Here is a 15,171-nt window from a genome sequence, read left to right on the forward strand (position 1 = left end):
GCAGAAATAAAAAGAGGAGGCTCATTGCCTCCTCTTGGTATCGTCGGGTCCAATCATTCATATTCGATGTCGTAGGTAACACTGCCCAGATTGGTATTAATCGATACCTCATAGACCTTGTCACAGTGACCGCTCCCTCTTACGATGGGAAACTGCGCCTTTTGACCATACTGCATGGCTAAAGGCAGTCTGGGTGATGGTACACCTTCGATTTCACTGTATTTAGCCAGCCTACATTGACCACGGTTACCCGTTACCGAGATAACGTTTACATGGTTATTTAAACTGACGAGCTCAATGGATTGAACGGATACTGGACGATAGTCTTTATCAAATTTGCCAACCGACACGTTAAAGCTGAGCGGCCCAGATGCGCCCCCCTCCTTCGCATCCTCTTGCGGTAGGCTGGCGTTGCTTTCGTCATCAGGGAATGTCAACGCGGTATCCGTCTTGCAAATGAAATTGCTGGCATCGGGGTCGGGCAAGACCGCCTTAGCGTTAGACATGTACAGGGTGTAGCTTTTCCCTATGCCATACACAATCTCAACAGCAGTCGCATTCCTTAGTGCTTTCATAAACCATTTAAACTGTTCGACCACCAAGGGGTCATTAAAATTAAACGGATTGTAGTAAGGTTTTCCATTGATGTTGAAAACCAGGTTGGTATATCGATTACCCCGAATGTTTAACTCCGCATTGGCAGCATGTTGATCACTGCACATAATCGTGAATGAAAGACCGTCAGCGGATTGCGTGAAGTGTTGCTCAGAACCAACCGACTCAAGCGTCCATGTCGGTAATGTCACTTTTGGTGGTTGCTCTTCAGACTCATACGCCCATGTCAGTAATGGAATAAACGATAACAAAAGACCTAATATTTTCATTTTCTATCTTCCTTATTATCCAACGTAGTAACCCAACACATTTTGTAAAAATCCCCCAGCTGCGATGTAGCCCACGATGCCCCCAATGAGCTGGGGGCCCATTTTCCAAAACAGTTTCTTCTTGAACATTTCCTGTGCACCGTCAGCTAGCAGCACATCGGGCTGAGTGAAGCGGCGAAAGAGCTCGCCAGCCATCATTCCGAGTGATGAGAACAGTGAGCCGAACACAAAGAACCAGAGATGCCCCCATACCCCGAGTTGGGGGGAACCTCCGGTCCAGAGAGAATGAATCGTGGCTGCCAGTAAAAAGAGGGTGGCAATGATGGGGTAACGGATCATGATTTTCTCCTTGGTTAATGTAGTGAGTGTGAAAAGGGCATGAGTAGTGGGGTATTAAACGAGGCATGAACCTCCGGCCATGGGCAACCTGTGTTGCCTGGATGACACACACGGGTTGTCTTGGCGGTCATCGCATTACACCGATTGAAGACCTTTTGGGGTGATATTCGCCTTTTTAGGTCCTTATCGTCAATGGGCTCATGATTGACCATGTGGGTCGATTGGAGGGGCTATGACGGACATCGACTTGAAACAACTGGCCAAAAATGTGGGTAAAGCGATTGGACGTCAGCGCAGCCAAGCTGGGTTGACCCAAGAGCAGGTGGCTGAACACCTCAATATCGGTATGGAAGCGGTCTCTAGGATGGAGCGTGGAATTGTGGTGCCGACCGTAGTGCGGCTGGCTGAACTCGCTCAACTGTTTGGTTGTGAGCTGGCGGACTTTCTGCGTGAGACCAGCAACCGTCCCACCGAGCAGGGCATTGTGTTGAGCCAGCAATTGGCACAACTTGATGATGCCGACCGGACCTTGCTGTTGGAAACCATTAATCGTCTTGTAACGCGATTTACCCAATCAAAGTAAATGAATGAGACAACGTCGATGGCATAAATCTCCGTACCCGGACTGGCATCAGCCAATCCGGGTAAGGATTGTTATGCCGGTTTATAAAGAGAAGCGAAATTATTGTAGTAACGTGAGTGCCTGTTCCAGGGCGTGGTATTTGAGCTGAGCTCCTTGGCCGAACCAGGCTGAATCAAGTCGCTTATCCTGACTGCGTGCACTACGATGATGAACGACATATTCCGTGACAGCATTAACTAAGCCCCAAGCAGTATTTTTGGCACTGGTAAGCTCTGACCCCATTCCTGCACATTGGTAGCGTTCTTGTAATTTCTTGGTAGGACGACTCAGAACAATGTTGCCGTCATCATCTGTCGGGTCATTAATAAAATCACTGAAGAAGAGAATAGCTTCAGCAGGAAAAACTGAGCGATGACTCAGCTCATGTATATTCCGTTGAAACAGGTCCCGGTTTGCCAAACCAAGCCCGAGCACATCTTTGACATGCTTCGGGTTGAATTTGGTTGAGGGAGCACTTTAATAGCGTCGGATTTATCATTGAGTGCCATCTGTAATGTGTTATTACAAACCACCCGCAGAGAGGTAAATTGAGCAGTGGTACAGAGAGTTCCATCACAACTGGTCGCCAACAATAAATAATATTTCACGATGTCGCCGCCGTTTAGTCTCATGTCCTGGCCCGTCTTGGCCAATGCCCACAACATTCTCCCTCCTTTTAATACGCCTGCTGTTTCTAATTCAAACCTACCTGCTTGCACCAAATCCTGATAGAAATGCAAAACCTCGTGAGGCTGTACCACATTATAACGTTTGGATACTACCGAGAGTGATGCCAGCGTATCGGAGCGGTAAAGCACTTTACTCATCACACAGGGACGGATATGCAGCACGTCCTCCCCTAGGTGACATTGTAGAGTACATCACTTTGTTCGATGGGCCAGTCCATCTCGGCTGCTTGCTGTCAGATATCTAAAGATTGTTTTTCTGGTAATTGATTACCCAAGCCATGCCAAGGGGTTTGGCCTGTGTAAGCCATCGTGTCGATAAGGTGAGCCATATTTAATTCCTCTATGTATAAATCTCACAAAGGTTATATAGGGATGAATATATTTGGAGATGGATGAACGCTCAGGTCTTTCATGCTTTTTTGAATAATGCAAGCCTAAATAAGATGTTTAATGACTTTGCTATCTGCTATTTTTGCTACAGTAGCAAGATAATGAGAAATATCATCGCAATTGGGGGCACTTTGTCGCGGTAAGGGTGGGGGTTAGGGGATAGAGGGGCGGTTTGTGCAAACGGCTATGTGTCTTCTCGATCTGGATTTACGGGTCAGAATGATGAGCCTATCATTCTGACCCGTATGTCTCATCAATATCACTCACTATAGGCAATTCATTTCGTTGTAATACTGGTCCCATTCATCAATAGCAGTGGAGATAAGCAAGAGCTTGTTTTTTAACGAGGTAAAGTCATTGCTGGTATAACCCTCTGGGAGAGCTGATGATATGGCTTTATTGGTCTCAATCCCATGTAGATTTATTTTTTCCCAGCAAATGAGTGCGAGAATAGGTTGTTCTATGTTGACTGTTCGCTTCACATACTTATTTTTATTGAAGTTTCTTTTTAGTAATGGCCTTAGCTTTTCAAGCTCTGTAGCCTCGATAAAGTCATTGCTGTTCATGTGATAATAATTTCTAAATTTTTCAAATTGGTATTCATATTCATCAAGCGCCTCTTGTATGTCATCCTTATTCGCTCCGTAATGACATGTTATTGCCAGTGTCGATAAATGGCGGAGTTCATCATTTTCTGGGTAAATGTAAAATATTCCAGGCCTTATTTTTTCTGGGTAAAATGATAAGGCATCGCTGACTGGCGCAAGCTCAGTATGACTTCTGTCGAAAGCGACACTGATAGATTGGGTCTCATAATCTGCTCTGATGCTACGTTGAATTCGTTGAAAATCATTTAGAGCATTTACCTTCTCTAAAAAATGCTCTGGTGTAACGATATTAACAATGTCAGCAATTCTTAACCAAAAGCGGTGTGGAAAATTAGCTAGAATTCCATTTATTTTGTTTATGAATTCAGGATTTGATTTGTAATTTACAATAAATGGCATTAATCGCTTGTGCCTTTCCTGTTCATATTTAGACAGCAGTTTTGGATTTAAAATTCGATCGTAAGAGAAATTAGATTGAACAGAGTCCCAGAACTCAGATGTTGCTTTTAACTTTTTGATGTTTTCATCGCTAAAGTTAATTTCGTAAAGTGTATTTATTATTTCTTTGTTTATTTTTACAAGCTCATCAATTTCGCGTTGATGATGTCTTTTAGCATGATTGTAAATAATGTGAAATTCAATAAATCGCTCAGCCACATGAGCCAATAGCGTATCTAATTGATTAAACAGTATCCGTGGTTTCATTATGCATTTCCTCTCATCATCATGAATGCGTGGAAAATATTATCATATGTCGCACGTGTTCTGCTTGGTAAAGGCATCACAATTCTTGGAGCGTATTCAACAGTGATCCTCGTTAGCCGTATGGAGATGACGCGTCATATTGCTTTGACTGGCTTTTGTTCATGGATAAAGAGATATGTCAACATTAAATTCTTTAAAAGAACCTCATGCTGCGTAAAAAAATGCGCTCCGTATGATGGCCTCGTACACATTAAACGGAGGACAACACATGGCGATGCAAACGAGTGAAACAGGTGCTGCGACTCAACTGATGCAGGATGTAGACAGAATTATCCGGCTGCCCGAGGTGAAACGCCTGACAGGGTACGGCCGTTCTACCATTTATAACCGCCTCAACCCCAAGTCCAAAGGCTACGACCCCGATTTTCCGCGCCCAGTCAGTCTCTCTCCCTTCGGTGCCGCTCGCGGGATAAAAGGGTGGCGCATGAGTGAGGTCATGCATTGGTGTGCGACGCGTCCTTATGTTGAGGCGCGCCATTCTTCGCTCGAGGGCTCAAAAAATGATTAATGATCAAGGGGATCTTGTCTTTCGCGACCTGCGATCATTTGCAGAGATCTTGGAATCTACCGCCCAACAAGAATTGGAAGCCCAACGCGCAGTACTTGCTCCTGTAGGGTTTCCTGTATCTGCGTTGTCTGAGCAATTGCAGGCGGTCATCCGTGGTGTGAAGAAGCAAACGCAAGCTTCAGAGGAACTCATCGGGTGCATGTTGATTGGCATGATGGTACCTGCAGTTCATGATCTGTTTGTCATCACGCCCTTGGACAACATGTCTTTCCCCCTTTCGGCCAGCATCATGGTCGTAGCCGGGTCTGGCGAGGGCAAGTCATCCGTTGCTAAATGTTTCCTGAAACCCATTCGTACACTCGAGAGTGATCTCGCCATGCAGTATCAAACAGAGATGGCCCAGTTTGCTGGCGAGCTGGAACATTGGGAGATCAAACATAAAGTACTGAAAAAAGGGTATCAGCGTGCCATTACACTGGGTGAGGAGGAAGGGGAATGCAAGCGTCGCCTGGATGAGCATATGGCGCGCAAACCAACCACGCCTGTCCAAAAACGCTTGCTGGTGAACGATCTGACGACGGCTGGGCTTTTGAAGCTCCTGGGGACGGGATGCCCCTCGCTCTTTTTATTCTCCGATGAGGCTGGCAGCATTCTGGATAACGAGCTATTCCACAAACCGCATTTACTCAACACGCTGTGGGATGAGCAGTGTATCAGGGTTGACCGCGGTGGTAGTCATGCTGCGTTCTCGATTGAGAATGCACGATTTAGCAGTTTGTTGATGACGCAGCCTGCATCGTTTAACCGCATGCTCAAACAACAGCGTGGCGTTGCCATCACATCAGGTCTGTGCGCGCGTCTACTCATCTGCGCGCCTAAATCGACAATGGGGGAGCGGCTCATCGGCGATGCACAAGAGCAGCAAGATGAGGTTGAGCGCGCGGCGCTGGAGTGGTTTTACCAACGACAAGCAGCGCTTTTGATGCAATCGATGGCGCGTCGGGAGACAGGCCACGAGTATATCAGTCTGCAACTTTGTGCAGAGGCTAGAACCTTGCTTCGTGAAACCGCCAATGCTGTCACGTTGAGACTTGGTCCTCAGGGTGACCTTCGTCAGTACAACATTTTTGGTGCCAAGTACTTTGAACATGTCGTACGCATAGCCGGGGTTCTGGCAGCTTTCTGTACAGAAAACGTGGTAGTTTCTGCCGAGACTGTACAAGCGGCGATTACCATTGTTGATTATTTCTTAAAACAACATATTCACCTGATTGGTAATGATGTTATGCCGAGTATGTGTACTCATGCAGAAGAGTTAGACGCTTGGTTGAAAAAACGTGCAGGGAGCCAGGTTTATTTTGAAATTCCTAAAAATGAAATTCTTCAAAAAGCGTTAGTAGAATTAAGAAGTGTGGCTGTACTGGACAAGGCCATTAGTACATTAATGGCAAAGGGCAAGGTAACTCTGCGCACTGAATATCGCCACCAGGGGCATAAGCCAATGACAATAGTCTGCTATTTTAATGGCAACAGCAAAACATAAAGTTATGGTCAGCATTTTGATAGATAGAGCTACAATCAATCTCTTGCCATTCATGCCAAATAAATCCTGGCTGACCATATGGAAAATTTTTAAGGGGTTGGTTGAAGAGTGTTTTGGGAGGTCTGCAGAAGAAGGACGGGCAACATTCAAATAAGGAAGAATTTGGTGCGTATGTATTTGCTCGACGAATGGTATCGTGATGGCGGCTTAAGGTTGGAGTAAAGTAATTAGTTATAATCTCATTCGCAGACGACATATTGAAGTAATTTTTAGTGGTTTTATGGTATTGATCAGGGGTGGAAAAAAAAGCTAAGTTCAGAGTAGCTTTCTTGCCTTGACATCCGGTGCTGCTGGGGTTTTATTCAAAATAATCGCGTATTTCCCGATGGTTTAGGTGGTCGCTAAGTTCGGTAATAGTAATATATACACCAAGGTCTATAACAAGGTAGAGGGTGTAGAAGATATATCGAGGGAGAGAGTGATACACCATCAGAGTGTATCACAGAGAATACCAACGAGAACATGTGATATATAGACGAAGTGTATACCAATCAGATACACATCTGACTTGTATCTGACGTACAAACGATTAGCTATATGCACAACAGGGAGTAATAATCTACGGTAAAATTTTACGTGTACATCTCATTCATGAGAGCTAAATACCACTCACTTTCATTTAATTGGCATGGGATAACCATGCCTTCCCAAGAATGACTATGCGTTTACAATATGAGTATTATTATGTCTGATAAGTTTGAGCAGTTGCTCGCCGAGGCTAATGCCAAGTATGGTGAAACTTCATCGGTACAGCTGAAAAGGGCGATAGAGGTTATTGATGACTTCTTGAGAGTATTTCCACGCGTTTTTGCTATTCGTGTTGATTTGCATTTCCCTCAGATGGTTTCAGTAGATGCGCCAGACATGCCAACTTGCTTTCCCAGAGCTGACGCCAAAGCGATTACGCGCTTCTTTGCGTCTCTTGAGAGTCAGTTGCTAGCAGAGCATCGCCGTAAAGGTAAGCAGGGTACTCCAGCGCCCTTTGGATATATCTGGGTAAAAGAGCAGGATGCAAGTGACTTTCCTCATTACCACTTGATTCTACTTTTTAATAAAGATGACTATGCCTTTCTTGGTAGTTATGCTACCTCGGATGCAAATAACATGGTAGGACGTATTCGTAAAGCCTGGTGCAGCGCCTTACAGCTTTCACCTTCTGCATACCAAGCCCTGGTACATTTCCCCGCTAATCAGTATTGGCTTACTCGTGTTGATGCTACGCTGGACAATGAAAATTATTATGCATTTTTGCTCAGAATTGCATATTTCTTTAAGCTGCATTCTAAATTGCTGAGTACACGTGGTTTCAGTTGTAGTCAAGCGATAGGTAATGTCAAGAAAGTAGAGCTTCAGCCTCTTGGGCAACGGGCCAGAATTCTGCACACAAGGTTGTTGCGGTTATTCATGCAGGAGGCATGACCAGTAGTGGGTCATACTACGATATCACTCGAGCGCAGCATTAGTGTAGGAAGGTGTTTGATAGTCAATAGTATGTTTTGGGTATCTCGCTTGATTTCATTGAAATGGCGTAATTTATTGCCAGGCTGCAGCCTGCATTGCAACACACAAAGAGTGACATCAAGTCATCTTTGCCAATCGTGCTGTAATGTGTGCAGGAGCATTGATGACATCGGCATCATAGGGAAGAACGAGGGGGATTGTCTGTTCGCGCTTGAGTGTATACAAGGCCTGTATCGGTAGGGACCTTGGTACAGCGTGATGGCATTGCTTCTGTACTATTTATCTAACAGGTGTATTGTTTACACAGCGGATAAAAATTCATTCGTGTGATTAAAATGTTATCTGCAGTATTGCTGGTTCTTATATCTGTAAGCTTGATATACTGTAGTATGGAAACTAATAGTATTTTCACGATTATCCGAACTATTGAACGAGAGGCTATTGATGAGTGAGTTTTTGAAAGTCTTGTTGAATATCCGCAGCCTGCGGGCTGCACTGCGTGAGCTGTCTCTGGAACAAGTCAAAGAAGCCCACGAGAAGATTGAAGCGATTTATCTGGAACGGTTGGAGCAGGCAGAGAAAGAACAAGCTGCCAATGCTGAGCGTCAGCAAAAGCTGGCCGAGTTTCAAGCGATGTTGGCTGATGCCGGGATTGACCCGAGTGAGTTGGTATGCAGTACTCCAGCAGCTGCAACTGCGACTAAAACCAAACGAGCACCGCGTCCCCCGAAATACCGTTATGTTGAAAATGGTGTAGAGAAAACCTGGACCGGTCAGGGCCGTACACCCAAGTTCCTAGCTGAGCAACTCGAGCAAGGTCACCAATTGGATGAATTCCTCATCTAACTAAATAGACAAGGCCATGCCCTCACGGTGTGGCCTTTCTCTTTGATGGGCCCGGTGGTTTAATTAATGACAGCTATACATACTCGGAATATTCTCTCGCATCACTGAGACCATTCCTAATCACATGTTTCACAATATCCTTTAGTATCCATTTGATGTTGGCTTAGCTCAGTAGGTAGAGCAACTGACTTGTAATCAGCCGGTCACCGGTTCTACTCCGGTAGCCAGTATCAGCGTCACTGCTTGCTGCATCCTTTTTGGATGAACAGCGGCGCTATTTCAAGCAGCGATAACCACACGGATAGCTACAGTCCTCTAGTCATATTCCGATGCAACAATATAAAGACACTGCACTGGTTCGCCTCGAGAGCGACAAAAAACTACGTGAAGCTATCTACACTGTGGTGCCCAGACCGTTCTCGGCGCTGGTTAGCAAAATATGGTAGTTGGCCTGCTGAGGGGCGTAGCCCACTGACAAAGCGATATCGTGCACTACGGTACGAGGCCGAAAGTCTATTGGTTCGACCTCGGGTTGATAGTGCAAACGGTATGCCCTCTCATACCCTTAACCTTGAGTAACCATACGTATATGGCAATCTTTACTAATCTGATGTTTACAGTCTTGAGCTTGCGGATGGAGCATTTGGTATGAGATACAAGCCCTTACCACGCTATTTACGCGTGGCTCATTGGCTATATGAGCAACGGCGTCCAATAAGCTCGCGAGAGGTGGCTGACGCATTTAGTGTCTCACCCAAGGTTATCAGTGATGATTTTGCCAAGATACGCAGAAGGGCTGACATCATGGATGTCCATGAACAGAAAATCCGAGACAAAGGTGTGCAGCAGTACCTGCTTCATGTATTAAATATTTATCCCTACATGCTGGATGCGCGCCAATGTCCGCACCGAAAAGAAGTTAAGCGGGATGGACTCGGCACCACACTCACATGGCATGACCTTGTCTGCCGCCCATGGTGTCAGCTTATAGAGATGCAACTGGGGCGCCTATGACTCTGTCTAGCACTTATCCTCAAATTTTAATATTGAATCGCCTCGGCCAATCCGGGCGAGCAGCAACACTATCAACCTCATACCCAATCCACACCTGCCCGCATCCGAGTAGGGCTGGAAGATTGATGCCGCAGGGCTGCGGCTCATTGGATCGCTACCAGAAGCCCCTCTTTATCGTCGAGAACGGTCTGGGTGCCAGGGACAAGGTTGAAGCTAATGGCACTGTCCGAGATCCGTACCGCATCCAGTACCTGCGTGAACACTTACTGCAAGTATCGAGGATGGCGTAGAGGTGAAAGGTTATACCAGCTGGGGCCCATCGCTCTAGTGAGCGCCGGTACCGCCCAGATGAGCAAGCGTTACGGCTTTATTCATGTCGATCGCGGTGATGAGAGGAAAGGTACTCTGGCTCGGACCCGTAAGCAGAGCTTTTTCTGAAATCGGGACGTCATTGTTAGCCAGGGGATACTCTGACACAACCTCTCTTGCAATGACCTGCTGTGCAAGTTAATCAACGCCTCCCGCATTGAGGCGTTGTTCTTTGAATAACTTAACCATTGCAGGCCTTATAATTAAAGATTCATTTGCCAACCAAGCTGTAATGCCAATTTCCTACCTGAAAACAGGATTGCACCTACATCCCGTTTTGTTTAAATCTATTAAGGTGATAAAAATATCAATGGTGCTTGCACCCTTATTCTGTAGTGTGAATTTTCCCGGCTTCGTGTCGGGGCTTTTTGTATATTCATGATGATTACAAGTTTCCGCATCGCCAACCAAATAAAAATCTCGTAAAAACATCTAAGATAATTAAGATAATATAGTTCGTTAGCACCTATGTGAGGGGAACGGTATGATATTGTTATCTTCATTTTTAATAATGCAGGTAATCATATTGGTCAACCAAGACCTACCTTTCGATGAGACCTATTTCGGCTTCGGTGGGTCGTGTCCAGTTATTGTATTGTTCTGGACGCTGTTTTAATTTATTTCAATGGTGATTTATGATGCAATGGAATCAAGGCAGGCTAATGTTCTTGCTTGTACACTCTAGCTATGTGTTAGCTGGCGTCATTTTTAATAGTGCACGAGTTGTTGATGATGTGGATGTCGAAGTAGAGCGTTATGAGTTGCATAAATACACTACCCTGCAATACACCCCCTATGGGTGTACATTCGAGAATGCCTCACCTTATAAACTTGCTCTTTCCGCTCTTAATATCAATGGAAGGAGCTTCGCAGAAGGAGATACTCCCAATCTGATTGCACCATTTTCTAGCAATCCACTTTCTGAATTACTCTGTCATTATGCACAAGAATATGTTGATGCTACAATGTTAATTGTTAATGATGAGGGGGAAGTGAGTGAGGAGCATATTGACATAGTGAAAGTTCAATACTGAATATTATTGGTGTGTATGAAGATGGTATTCACCCGACAGTTGGCCACAAAAGGAAGTGGTCATACGGCTTCAAACTGGATAACAAAACGGTATCCCTACCATGTTATCTGGTGTCACCGTATGACTACCAACGAGCAAATAGCACGTCGCAAACTCAGCCTGTTAGAGCTCGCCAAAGAGCTCAATAACGTCAGCAAAGCCTGCAAGCTCATCGGCTAAAGCCGTCAGCAGTTATACGAAATTCGCCGTAATTACCAGACCTATGGCGCCGAGGGCTTGCTCGACAAATTGCCTGGCTGTAAAGGGGCTCATCCCAACCGGGTCGCTCCCGAAATTGAGCCGGCCATCCTCGATTACTCCTTCACCAGGCCTACCCATGGCCCGCTGCGGGTCGCGCAGGCGCTCGCTCTACAAGGCATCAACGCCAGTACGGGCGGCGTGTGGCAACGTCACGAGTTGCTCTCCAAACACGGCCGCTTGTTGCGTCTGGAGAAAAACCACCGGGAACAGACGATTGAGCTCAATGATGAGCAAATTCACCTGTTCGAGTGTTTCAGCCCCGAGTACCGCGAACGTCAGATAGAGGTTCACTACACCGGGGAACTGGTGGCGGTCGACACCTGCTTCGTCGGTGCACTCAAGGGGGTGGGCAAGGTGTATCTGCAAACCGTGCTGGACTGCTACAGCCGCCACGCCTGGGTGCGGCTTGACACCAGCAAGCTGCCGGTGACTTCGGTCCATGTGTTCAACGAACGGTGCTGCCATTCTTCGAAGCCCATGAGGCGCGGGTCTATACCATCCTGTCGGATAACGGGCGCGAGTTCAGCGGACGACCAGACCATCATCCCTACGAGTTATTCCTGCAACTGGAGGGGATTGAGCACCAAACCACCAAAGTGAGCAGGCCGTAGAGCAACGGGTTTATCGAGCGGTTACACCGAACCCTGCTGGATGAACACTTCCGTATCAAGGAGAGGACGACCTGGTATGAGTCGGTGGAACAGATGCAGACAGATCTGGACAGCTACCTTGAGCGCTACAACAACCAGCAACCACATCCGGACAGGATGATGGAGGGACAGACCCCCTACAGCATGTTCAGAAGGGTCTGAAATTGATACCGATACCGAAGGAAGTGCGCACTAACGTAGGCGTTGTTTCCCAAATCAGAGTGACCTGAATTGAACTTATGGTGGAGACGCTGATCTGATCACCAAATCCCTCTTCAAATAAGCATCATGGGCAAGTCGCTTCACGCCATATCCAACTGGTCACAGTACAACCGTTCCCTGGTCAAACGCGGCTCGCTAACGTTCTGGGTTGATGAGAATGTCGTTCATAACTGGTCCCATCAAGAACATCATGGCCGACGTGGACGAAGCGCCCTCTACACCGACCAGACCATCTGTACCTTTCTCATGCTCAAAGGCATTTTCAACCTCTCCCTGCGGGCGACACAGGGCCTGCTCGACTCACTGTTCGAGCTGATGAATGTGCCGTTGTGTGCCCCGATTACAGTTGTGTCAGCAAGCAAGCACGCACGCACGCACGGTGACAGTGGCTTATCGACAGCCCCCAAAGGGACGCATTACCGACTTGGTTATCGACTCAACCGGGCTGAAGGTGTTTGGTGAAGGCGAGTGGAAGGTCAGAAAACACGGCGCCGAGCAGCGGCGAGTCTGGCGTAAGTTGCATCTGGCGGTGGACCCGGCGACCCACGACATCGTGGCAGCCGAGGCCTAGTTGGAAAATGTTCATGATGCCGAGGTGTTGCCGACCCTGTTCAATCCGCTACGCCGAGCACTTGGGACCGTGTATGCCGATGGCGCATATGACACCAAGGCCTGCCATGAACTGATAAAGCGCAAAGGAGCCAAGGCCTGTATTCCGCCGCGCAAGAATGCCGGTTTATGGGAAAAGGGGCATCCACGCAATGAAGCTGTTCTGGTGATGCGCAAGGAGGGGCTGACTCACTGGAAGCAGCAGTCCGGGGATCATCGGCGCTCATTGGCCGAGACGGCGATGTATAGGTTCAAACAATTGATGACGGGGAAAATCAGTCTACGTAACTACAACGGACAAGTGGGAGAAGTCATGGCGTATGTAAGCGCCATAAACAAGCTGAATACCCTGGGCCTACCTGTCAGAAAGCCCCGAGTGTAGCGGTCACCAGGGGCTGGGGAAGTCATGACTTGCTGGCTGATTTGGGAAACAACGCCACTAACCACAACAACCTGCAGCAAGAACAAGTAAGCACTGCGATACTGGAATAAAAAAATAGCAATAGGATAAAGACTGCACTCTTGCAGCACCTTTCCTTTAATTGTCACTTTGTCGCTAGTTTCACATTATCATTACGCCATGGATGCAAGAGGGTCCACATTGTGAAAGAGTGGCCTCACTTAAGAAACTCAAGAGAACAGAACAATTAATAAAGCTACAGCAGCATACTCACCAACTAAAAGCTATCTCTTCGGAAGATTAACCAATTTATTTAGTGCCAACACGGTATATGTGATGAATTTAAAGTTATCAACCCAAGAAAACAATTTTACCTACCCTGAATCCGAATCCATTTTCGTATCACTAAATATAAGTGAGGTGTAATATATAATAGCTAAGTGCCATTGTGTGACAAGTAAAACCCTTTAAATACTCCGCTTAAAGGAAGTAATGTTCAACATGAAGGAGTTCCATTTTGATTAAAATAAAAACCACAAAAGGAAAATATCACATGAATAAAATACTAACTGCAATTCTCATTGTATCTCCTATACCATCAATTGCTAATGACAACTTAGATGATATACTGAAAGGGATGCTAACGTGTCATGAGTTTGCCTTCGATACATACCTAAGTCACAAGGTTGATAACACCCTTCTCAAAGGTAGTGGCCTTACAGAAACCATGAGTGTTATAGATGATGTAATAACATTAGATGGTTATACATTAACAAACAATCTTCCTCATGATCAGGACATGTCTTTCCCAGGGTTTACATATTCTGCTTCACAAGAAAAATCCACCACTAACAGCACTGGCTGGAGCTTTAATTATGGATTAAACACCAGCGCGAGTTTCAATGTAAAGTTTATGTCGGGAGGCATAAGCCATACCCTTGGATTGCAATATGATATGTCTACTAGCGACACTAAAACCGAAAGCACTACCAAAACTTGGGATTCACCTGCATCTATTGTCACTGTCCCTGCGAATAGAATATATCGTATTGATTATAGATTTTACAAAACTACTGTTTCTGGTTATTCGAAGATAGATGCTGAGTTATATGGAGATGAAACCCGCAGGACCAATCGTCCCTCTCCCCACAATCCAACTCAAGAATATACGCGGTCACTTAATAGTGCTTTAGAAGTAAAGGAGCTTGATTGTAAAAAAGGATTTGCCAGTGTTAGTCATGAAAACTATGGATTAGGAATTTCCTATTCTGGCAAAGCCTATTTTAACGCAGTACAAGGCATGAAGGTTGAAGTTATAATCAGTGACATTACAGATGGGACTAGAAATAATATAGTAATTGAACGCCGGCCTGCAGTTCTTTTGACTAAAGAATAGACATAGAGATGATATCATAATTCTCATCATTATGATTCATTCTAAGGTTGGCGAAAATTAATTTTTACCCTCCCCCCAAAAAATACTTATTTTGTTAAAAACAACAAAGGTATAAAATATGAAGCCACTTAACACAATCACTTTTATTTCCATCTTGTGCCTTTTTACATCACTCTTTACTAATGCCTCACCTAAAAGCATGGCCGATGTTGGTGAGTATAATTTACTCACACAAAAATCCACTGTGAATAGCAACTATTTTTCATTAAAAATGGCATCCGTGGATGACTATATACAGCCTAGAAAACCTGGAGCATGCTATTCATCTAGAAACTGTACTGGCAAACGCATAGGGATACACCAACATGCTCACAATTGTAAAAATGCTGGCGGAAAGTCCTGGCAAAGCGGTGTGACAGAAAAATGCCATAACCTGTAAATTGTACAGATCTAGTTATCACC

14 protein-coding genes, 1 tRNA gene and 2 pseudogenes are annotated in these 15,171 nt (G+C 45.7%); 12 read left to right on the forward strand and 5 right to left on the reverse strand.

What is annotated here, in order from left to right; all coding sequences use genetic code 11:
- Positions 1 to 53: 53 nt before the first annotated feature.
- Together CK910_RS13960 and CK910_RS13965 are read right to left on the reverse strand one after the other, a co-directional pair.
- Entirely contained in the window at positions 54 to 884 is an 831-nt protein-coding gene (locus tag CK910_RS13960) for a hypothetical protein (protein ID WP_098983715.1), read from the reverse strand.
- Positions 885 to 899: 15 nt separating this feature from the next.
- Complete coding sequence (locus tag CK910_RS13965) at positions 900 to 1,223, reverse strand: hypothetical protein (protein ID WP_098983716.1); 324 nt, start codon at positions 1,221 to 1,223, stop codon at positions 900 to 902.
- A gap of 232 nt (positions 1,224 to 1,455) precedes the next feature.
- On the opposite strand from CK910_RS13965, the gene CK910_RS13970 reads away from it, so the two are divergent.
- Positions 1,456 to 1,806: a helix-turn-helix domain-containing protein gene (locus tag CK910_RS13970; protein ID WP_098983717.1), complete on the forward strand. Its 351-nt coding sequence runs from the start codon at positions 1,456 to 1,458 to the stop codon at positions 1,804 to 1,806.
- Between the two features lie 99 nt (positions 1,807 to 1,905).
- Here the strand turns inward: CK910_RS13970 and CK910_RS24650 are convergent, their stop codons facing one another.
- From CK910_RS24650 to CK910_RS13980, 3 genes are all read right to left on the reverse strand, one after another.
- On the reverse strand, positions 1,906 to 2,280 hold the full coding sequence (locus CK910_RS24650) for a DUF932 domain-containing protein (protein WP_441296851.1): 375 nt from the start codon (positions 2,278 to 2,280) through the stop codon (positions 1,906 to 1,908).
- Complete coding sequence (locus CK910_RS24655; RefSeq protein ID WP_441296852.1) at positions 2,223 to 2,696, reverse strand: DUF932 domain-containing protein; 474 nt, start codon at positions 2,694 to 2,696, stop codon at positions 2,223 to 2,225. The genes CK910_RS24650 and CK910_RS24655 overlap by 58 nt, the downstream gene beginning before the upstream one ends.
- 494 nt (positions 2,697 to 3,190) lie before the next feature.
- Entirely contained in the window at positions 3,191 to 4,237 is a 1,047-nt protein-coding gene (locus CK910_RS13980) for a hypothetical protein (RefSeq protein ID WP_098983718.1), read from the reverse strand.
- Between the two features lie 268 nt (positions 4,238 to 4,505).
- On the opposite strand from CK910_RS13980, the gene CK910_RS13985 reads away from it, so the two are divergent.
- The 11 genes and pseudogenes from CK910_RS13985 to CK910_RS14030 all read left to right on the forward strand — a co-directional run bounded on the left by CK910_RS13985 (position 4,506) and on the right by CK910_RS14030 (position 14,709).
- Entirely contained in the window at positions 4,506 to 4,805 is a 300-nt protein-coding gene (locus tag CK910_RS13985) for a helix-turn-helix transcriptional regulator (RefSeq protein ID WP_253852697.1), read from the forward strand.
- Positions 4,798 to 6,348 (forward strand): YfjI family protein, encoded by a 1,551-nt coding sequence (locus CK910_RS13990; protein WP_157774621.1) that lies wholly within the window; start codon positions 4,798 to 4,800, stop codon positions 6,346 to 6,348. The genes CK910_RS13985 and CK910_RS13990 overlap by 8 nt, the downstream gene beginning before the upstream one ends.
- A 744-nt stretch (positions 6,349 to 7,092) precedes the next feature.
- Positions 7,093 to 7,827, forward strand: coding sequence for an inovirus Gp2 family protein (locus CK910_RS13995; RefSeq protein WP_216640150.1), 735 nt, complete (start codon positions 7,093 to 7,095; stop codon positions 7,825 to 7,827).
- A gap of 486 nt (positions 7,828 to 8,313) precedes the next feature.
- Positions 8,314 to 8,715 carry an H-NS family histone-like protein gene (locus CK910_RS14000; protein WP_098985097.1) on the forward strand — a complete coding sequence of 134 codons (402 nt, stop codon included), beginning with the start codon at positions 8,314 to 8,316 and terminating at the stop codon, positions 8,713 to 8,715.
- A 157-nt stretch (positions 8,716 to 8,872) separates the two neighbouring features.
- A tRNA-Thr gene (locus CK910_RS14005) sits at positions 8,873 to 8,945 on the forward strand.
- 418 nt (positions 8,946 to 9,363) lie between these two features.
- The gene (locus CK910_RS14010) at positions 9,364 to 9,729 is read left to right on the forward strand and encodes a hypothetical protein (RefSeq protein WP_098983721.1); all 366 of its coding nucleotides are present in this window, start codon (positions 9,364 to 9,366) and stop codon (positions 9,727 to 9,729) included.
- A gap of 125 nt (positions 9,730 to 9,854) precedes the next feature.
- Positions 9,855 to 10,019: a family 1 glycosylhydrolase gene (locus tag CK910_RS24600; RefSeq protein ID WP_367581998.1), complete on the forward strand. Its 165-nt coding sequence runs from the start codon at positions 9,855 to 9,857 to the stop codon at positions 10,017 to 10,019.
- Between the two features lie 717 nt (positions 10,020 to 10,736).
- Positions 10,737 to 11,132: a hypothetical protein gene (locus tag CK910_RS23760; protein ID WP_157774623.1), complete on the forward strand. Its 396-nt coding sequence runs from the start codon at positions 10,737 to 10,739 to the stop codon at positions 11,130 to 11,132.
- Positions 11,133 to 11,252: 120 nt separating this feature from the next.
- Positions 11,253 to 12,312: pseudogene (locus CK910_RS14020) on the forward strand (integrase core domain-containing protein).
- A gap of 58 nt (positions 12,313 to 12,370) precedes the next feature.
- Positions 12,371 to 13,295: pseudogene (locus tag CK910_RS14025) on the forward strand (IS5 family transposase).
- Positions 13,296 to 13,866: 571 nt separating this feature from the next.
- Complete coding sequence (locus CK910_RS14030; protein WP_098983722.1) at positions 13,867 to 14,709, forward strand: ETX/MTX2 family pore-forming toxin; 843 nt, start codon at positions 13,867 to 13,869, stop codon at positions 14,707 to 14,709.
- The last annotated feature ends 462 nt before the right edge of the window (positions 14,710 to 15,171 follow it).

It is taken from the genome of Aeromonas sp. CA23 (assembly GCF_002587065.1).
Taxonomy (GTDB): domain Bacteria; phylum Pseudomonadota; class Gammaproteobacteria; order Enterobacterales; family Aeromonadaceae; genus Aeromonas; species Aeromonas bestiarum.

Excerpts from the sequence above, each read along its gene's own strand:
- CK910_RS14000 (WP_098985097.1), top strand. The coding sequence starts at position 8,314 with ATGAGTGAGTTTTTGAAAGTCTTGTTGAATATCCGCAGCCTGCGGGCT.
- CK910_RS14010 (WP_098983721.1), top strand. The coding sequence starts at position 9,364 with ATGAGATACAAGCCCTTACCACGCTATTTACGCGTGGCTCATTGGCTA.
- CK910_RS13970 (WP_098983717.1), top strand. The coding sequence starts at position 1,456 with ATGACGGACATCGACTTGAAACAACTGGCCAAAAATGTGGGTAAAGCG.
- CK910_RS13990 (WP_157774621.1), top strand. The coding sequence starts at position 4,798 with ATGATTAATGATCAAGGGGATCTTGTCTTTCGCGACCTGCGATCATTT.
- CK910_RS13985 (WP_253852697.1), top strand. The coding sequence starts at position 4,506 with ATGGCGATGCAAACGAGTGAAACAGGTGCTGCGACTCAACTGATGCAG.
- CK910_RS23760 (WP_157774623.1), top strand. The coding sequence starts at position 10,737 with ATGCAATGGAATCAAGGCAGGCTAATGTTCTTGCTTGTACACTCTAGC.
- CK910_RS13980 (WP_098983718.1), bottom strand. The coding sequence starts at position 4,237 with ATGAAACCACGGATACTGTTTAATCAATTAGATACGCTATTGGCTCAT.
- CK910_RS13960 (WP_098983715.1), bottom strand. The coding sequence starts at position 884 with ATGAAAATATTAGGTCTTTTGTTATCGTTTATTCCATTACTGACATGG.
- CK910_RS13965 (WP_098983716.1), bottom strand. The coding sequence starts at position 1,223 with ATGATCCGTTACCCCATCATTGCCACCCTCTTTTTACTGGCAGCCACG.
- CK910_RS24600 (WP_367581998.1), top strand. The coding sequence starts at position 9,855 with ATGCCGCAGGGCTGCGGCTCATTGGATCGCTACCAGAAGCCCCTCTTT.
- CK910_RS13995 (WP_216640150.1), top strand. The coding sequence starts at position 7,093 with ATGTCTGATAAGTTTGAGCAGTTGCTCGCCGAGGCTAATGCCAAGTAT.
- CK910_RS14030 (WP_098983722.1), top strand. The coding sequence starts at position 13,867 with ATGAATAAAATACTAACTGCAATTCTCATTGTATCTCCTATACCATCA.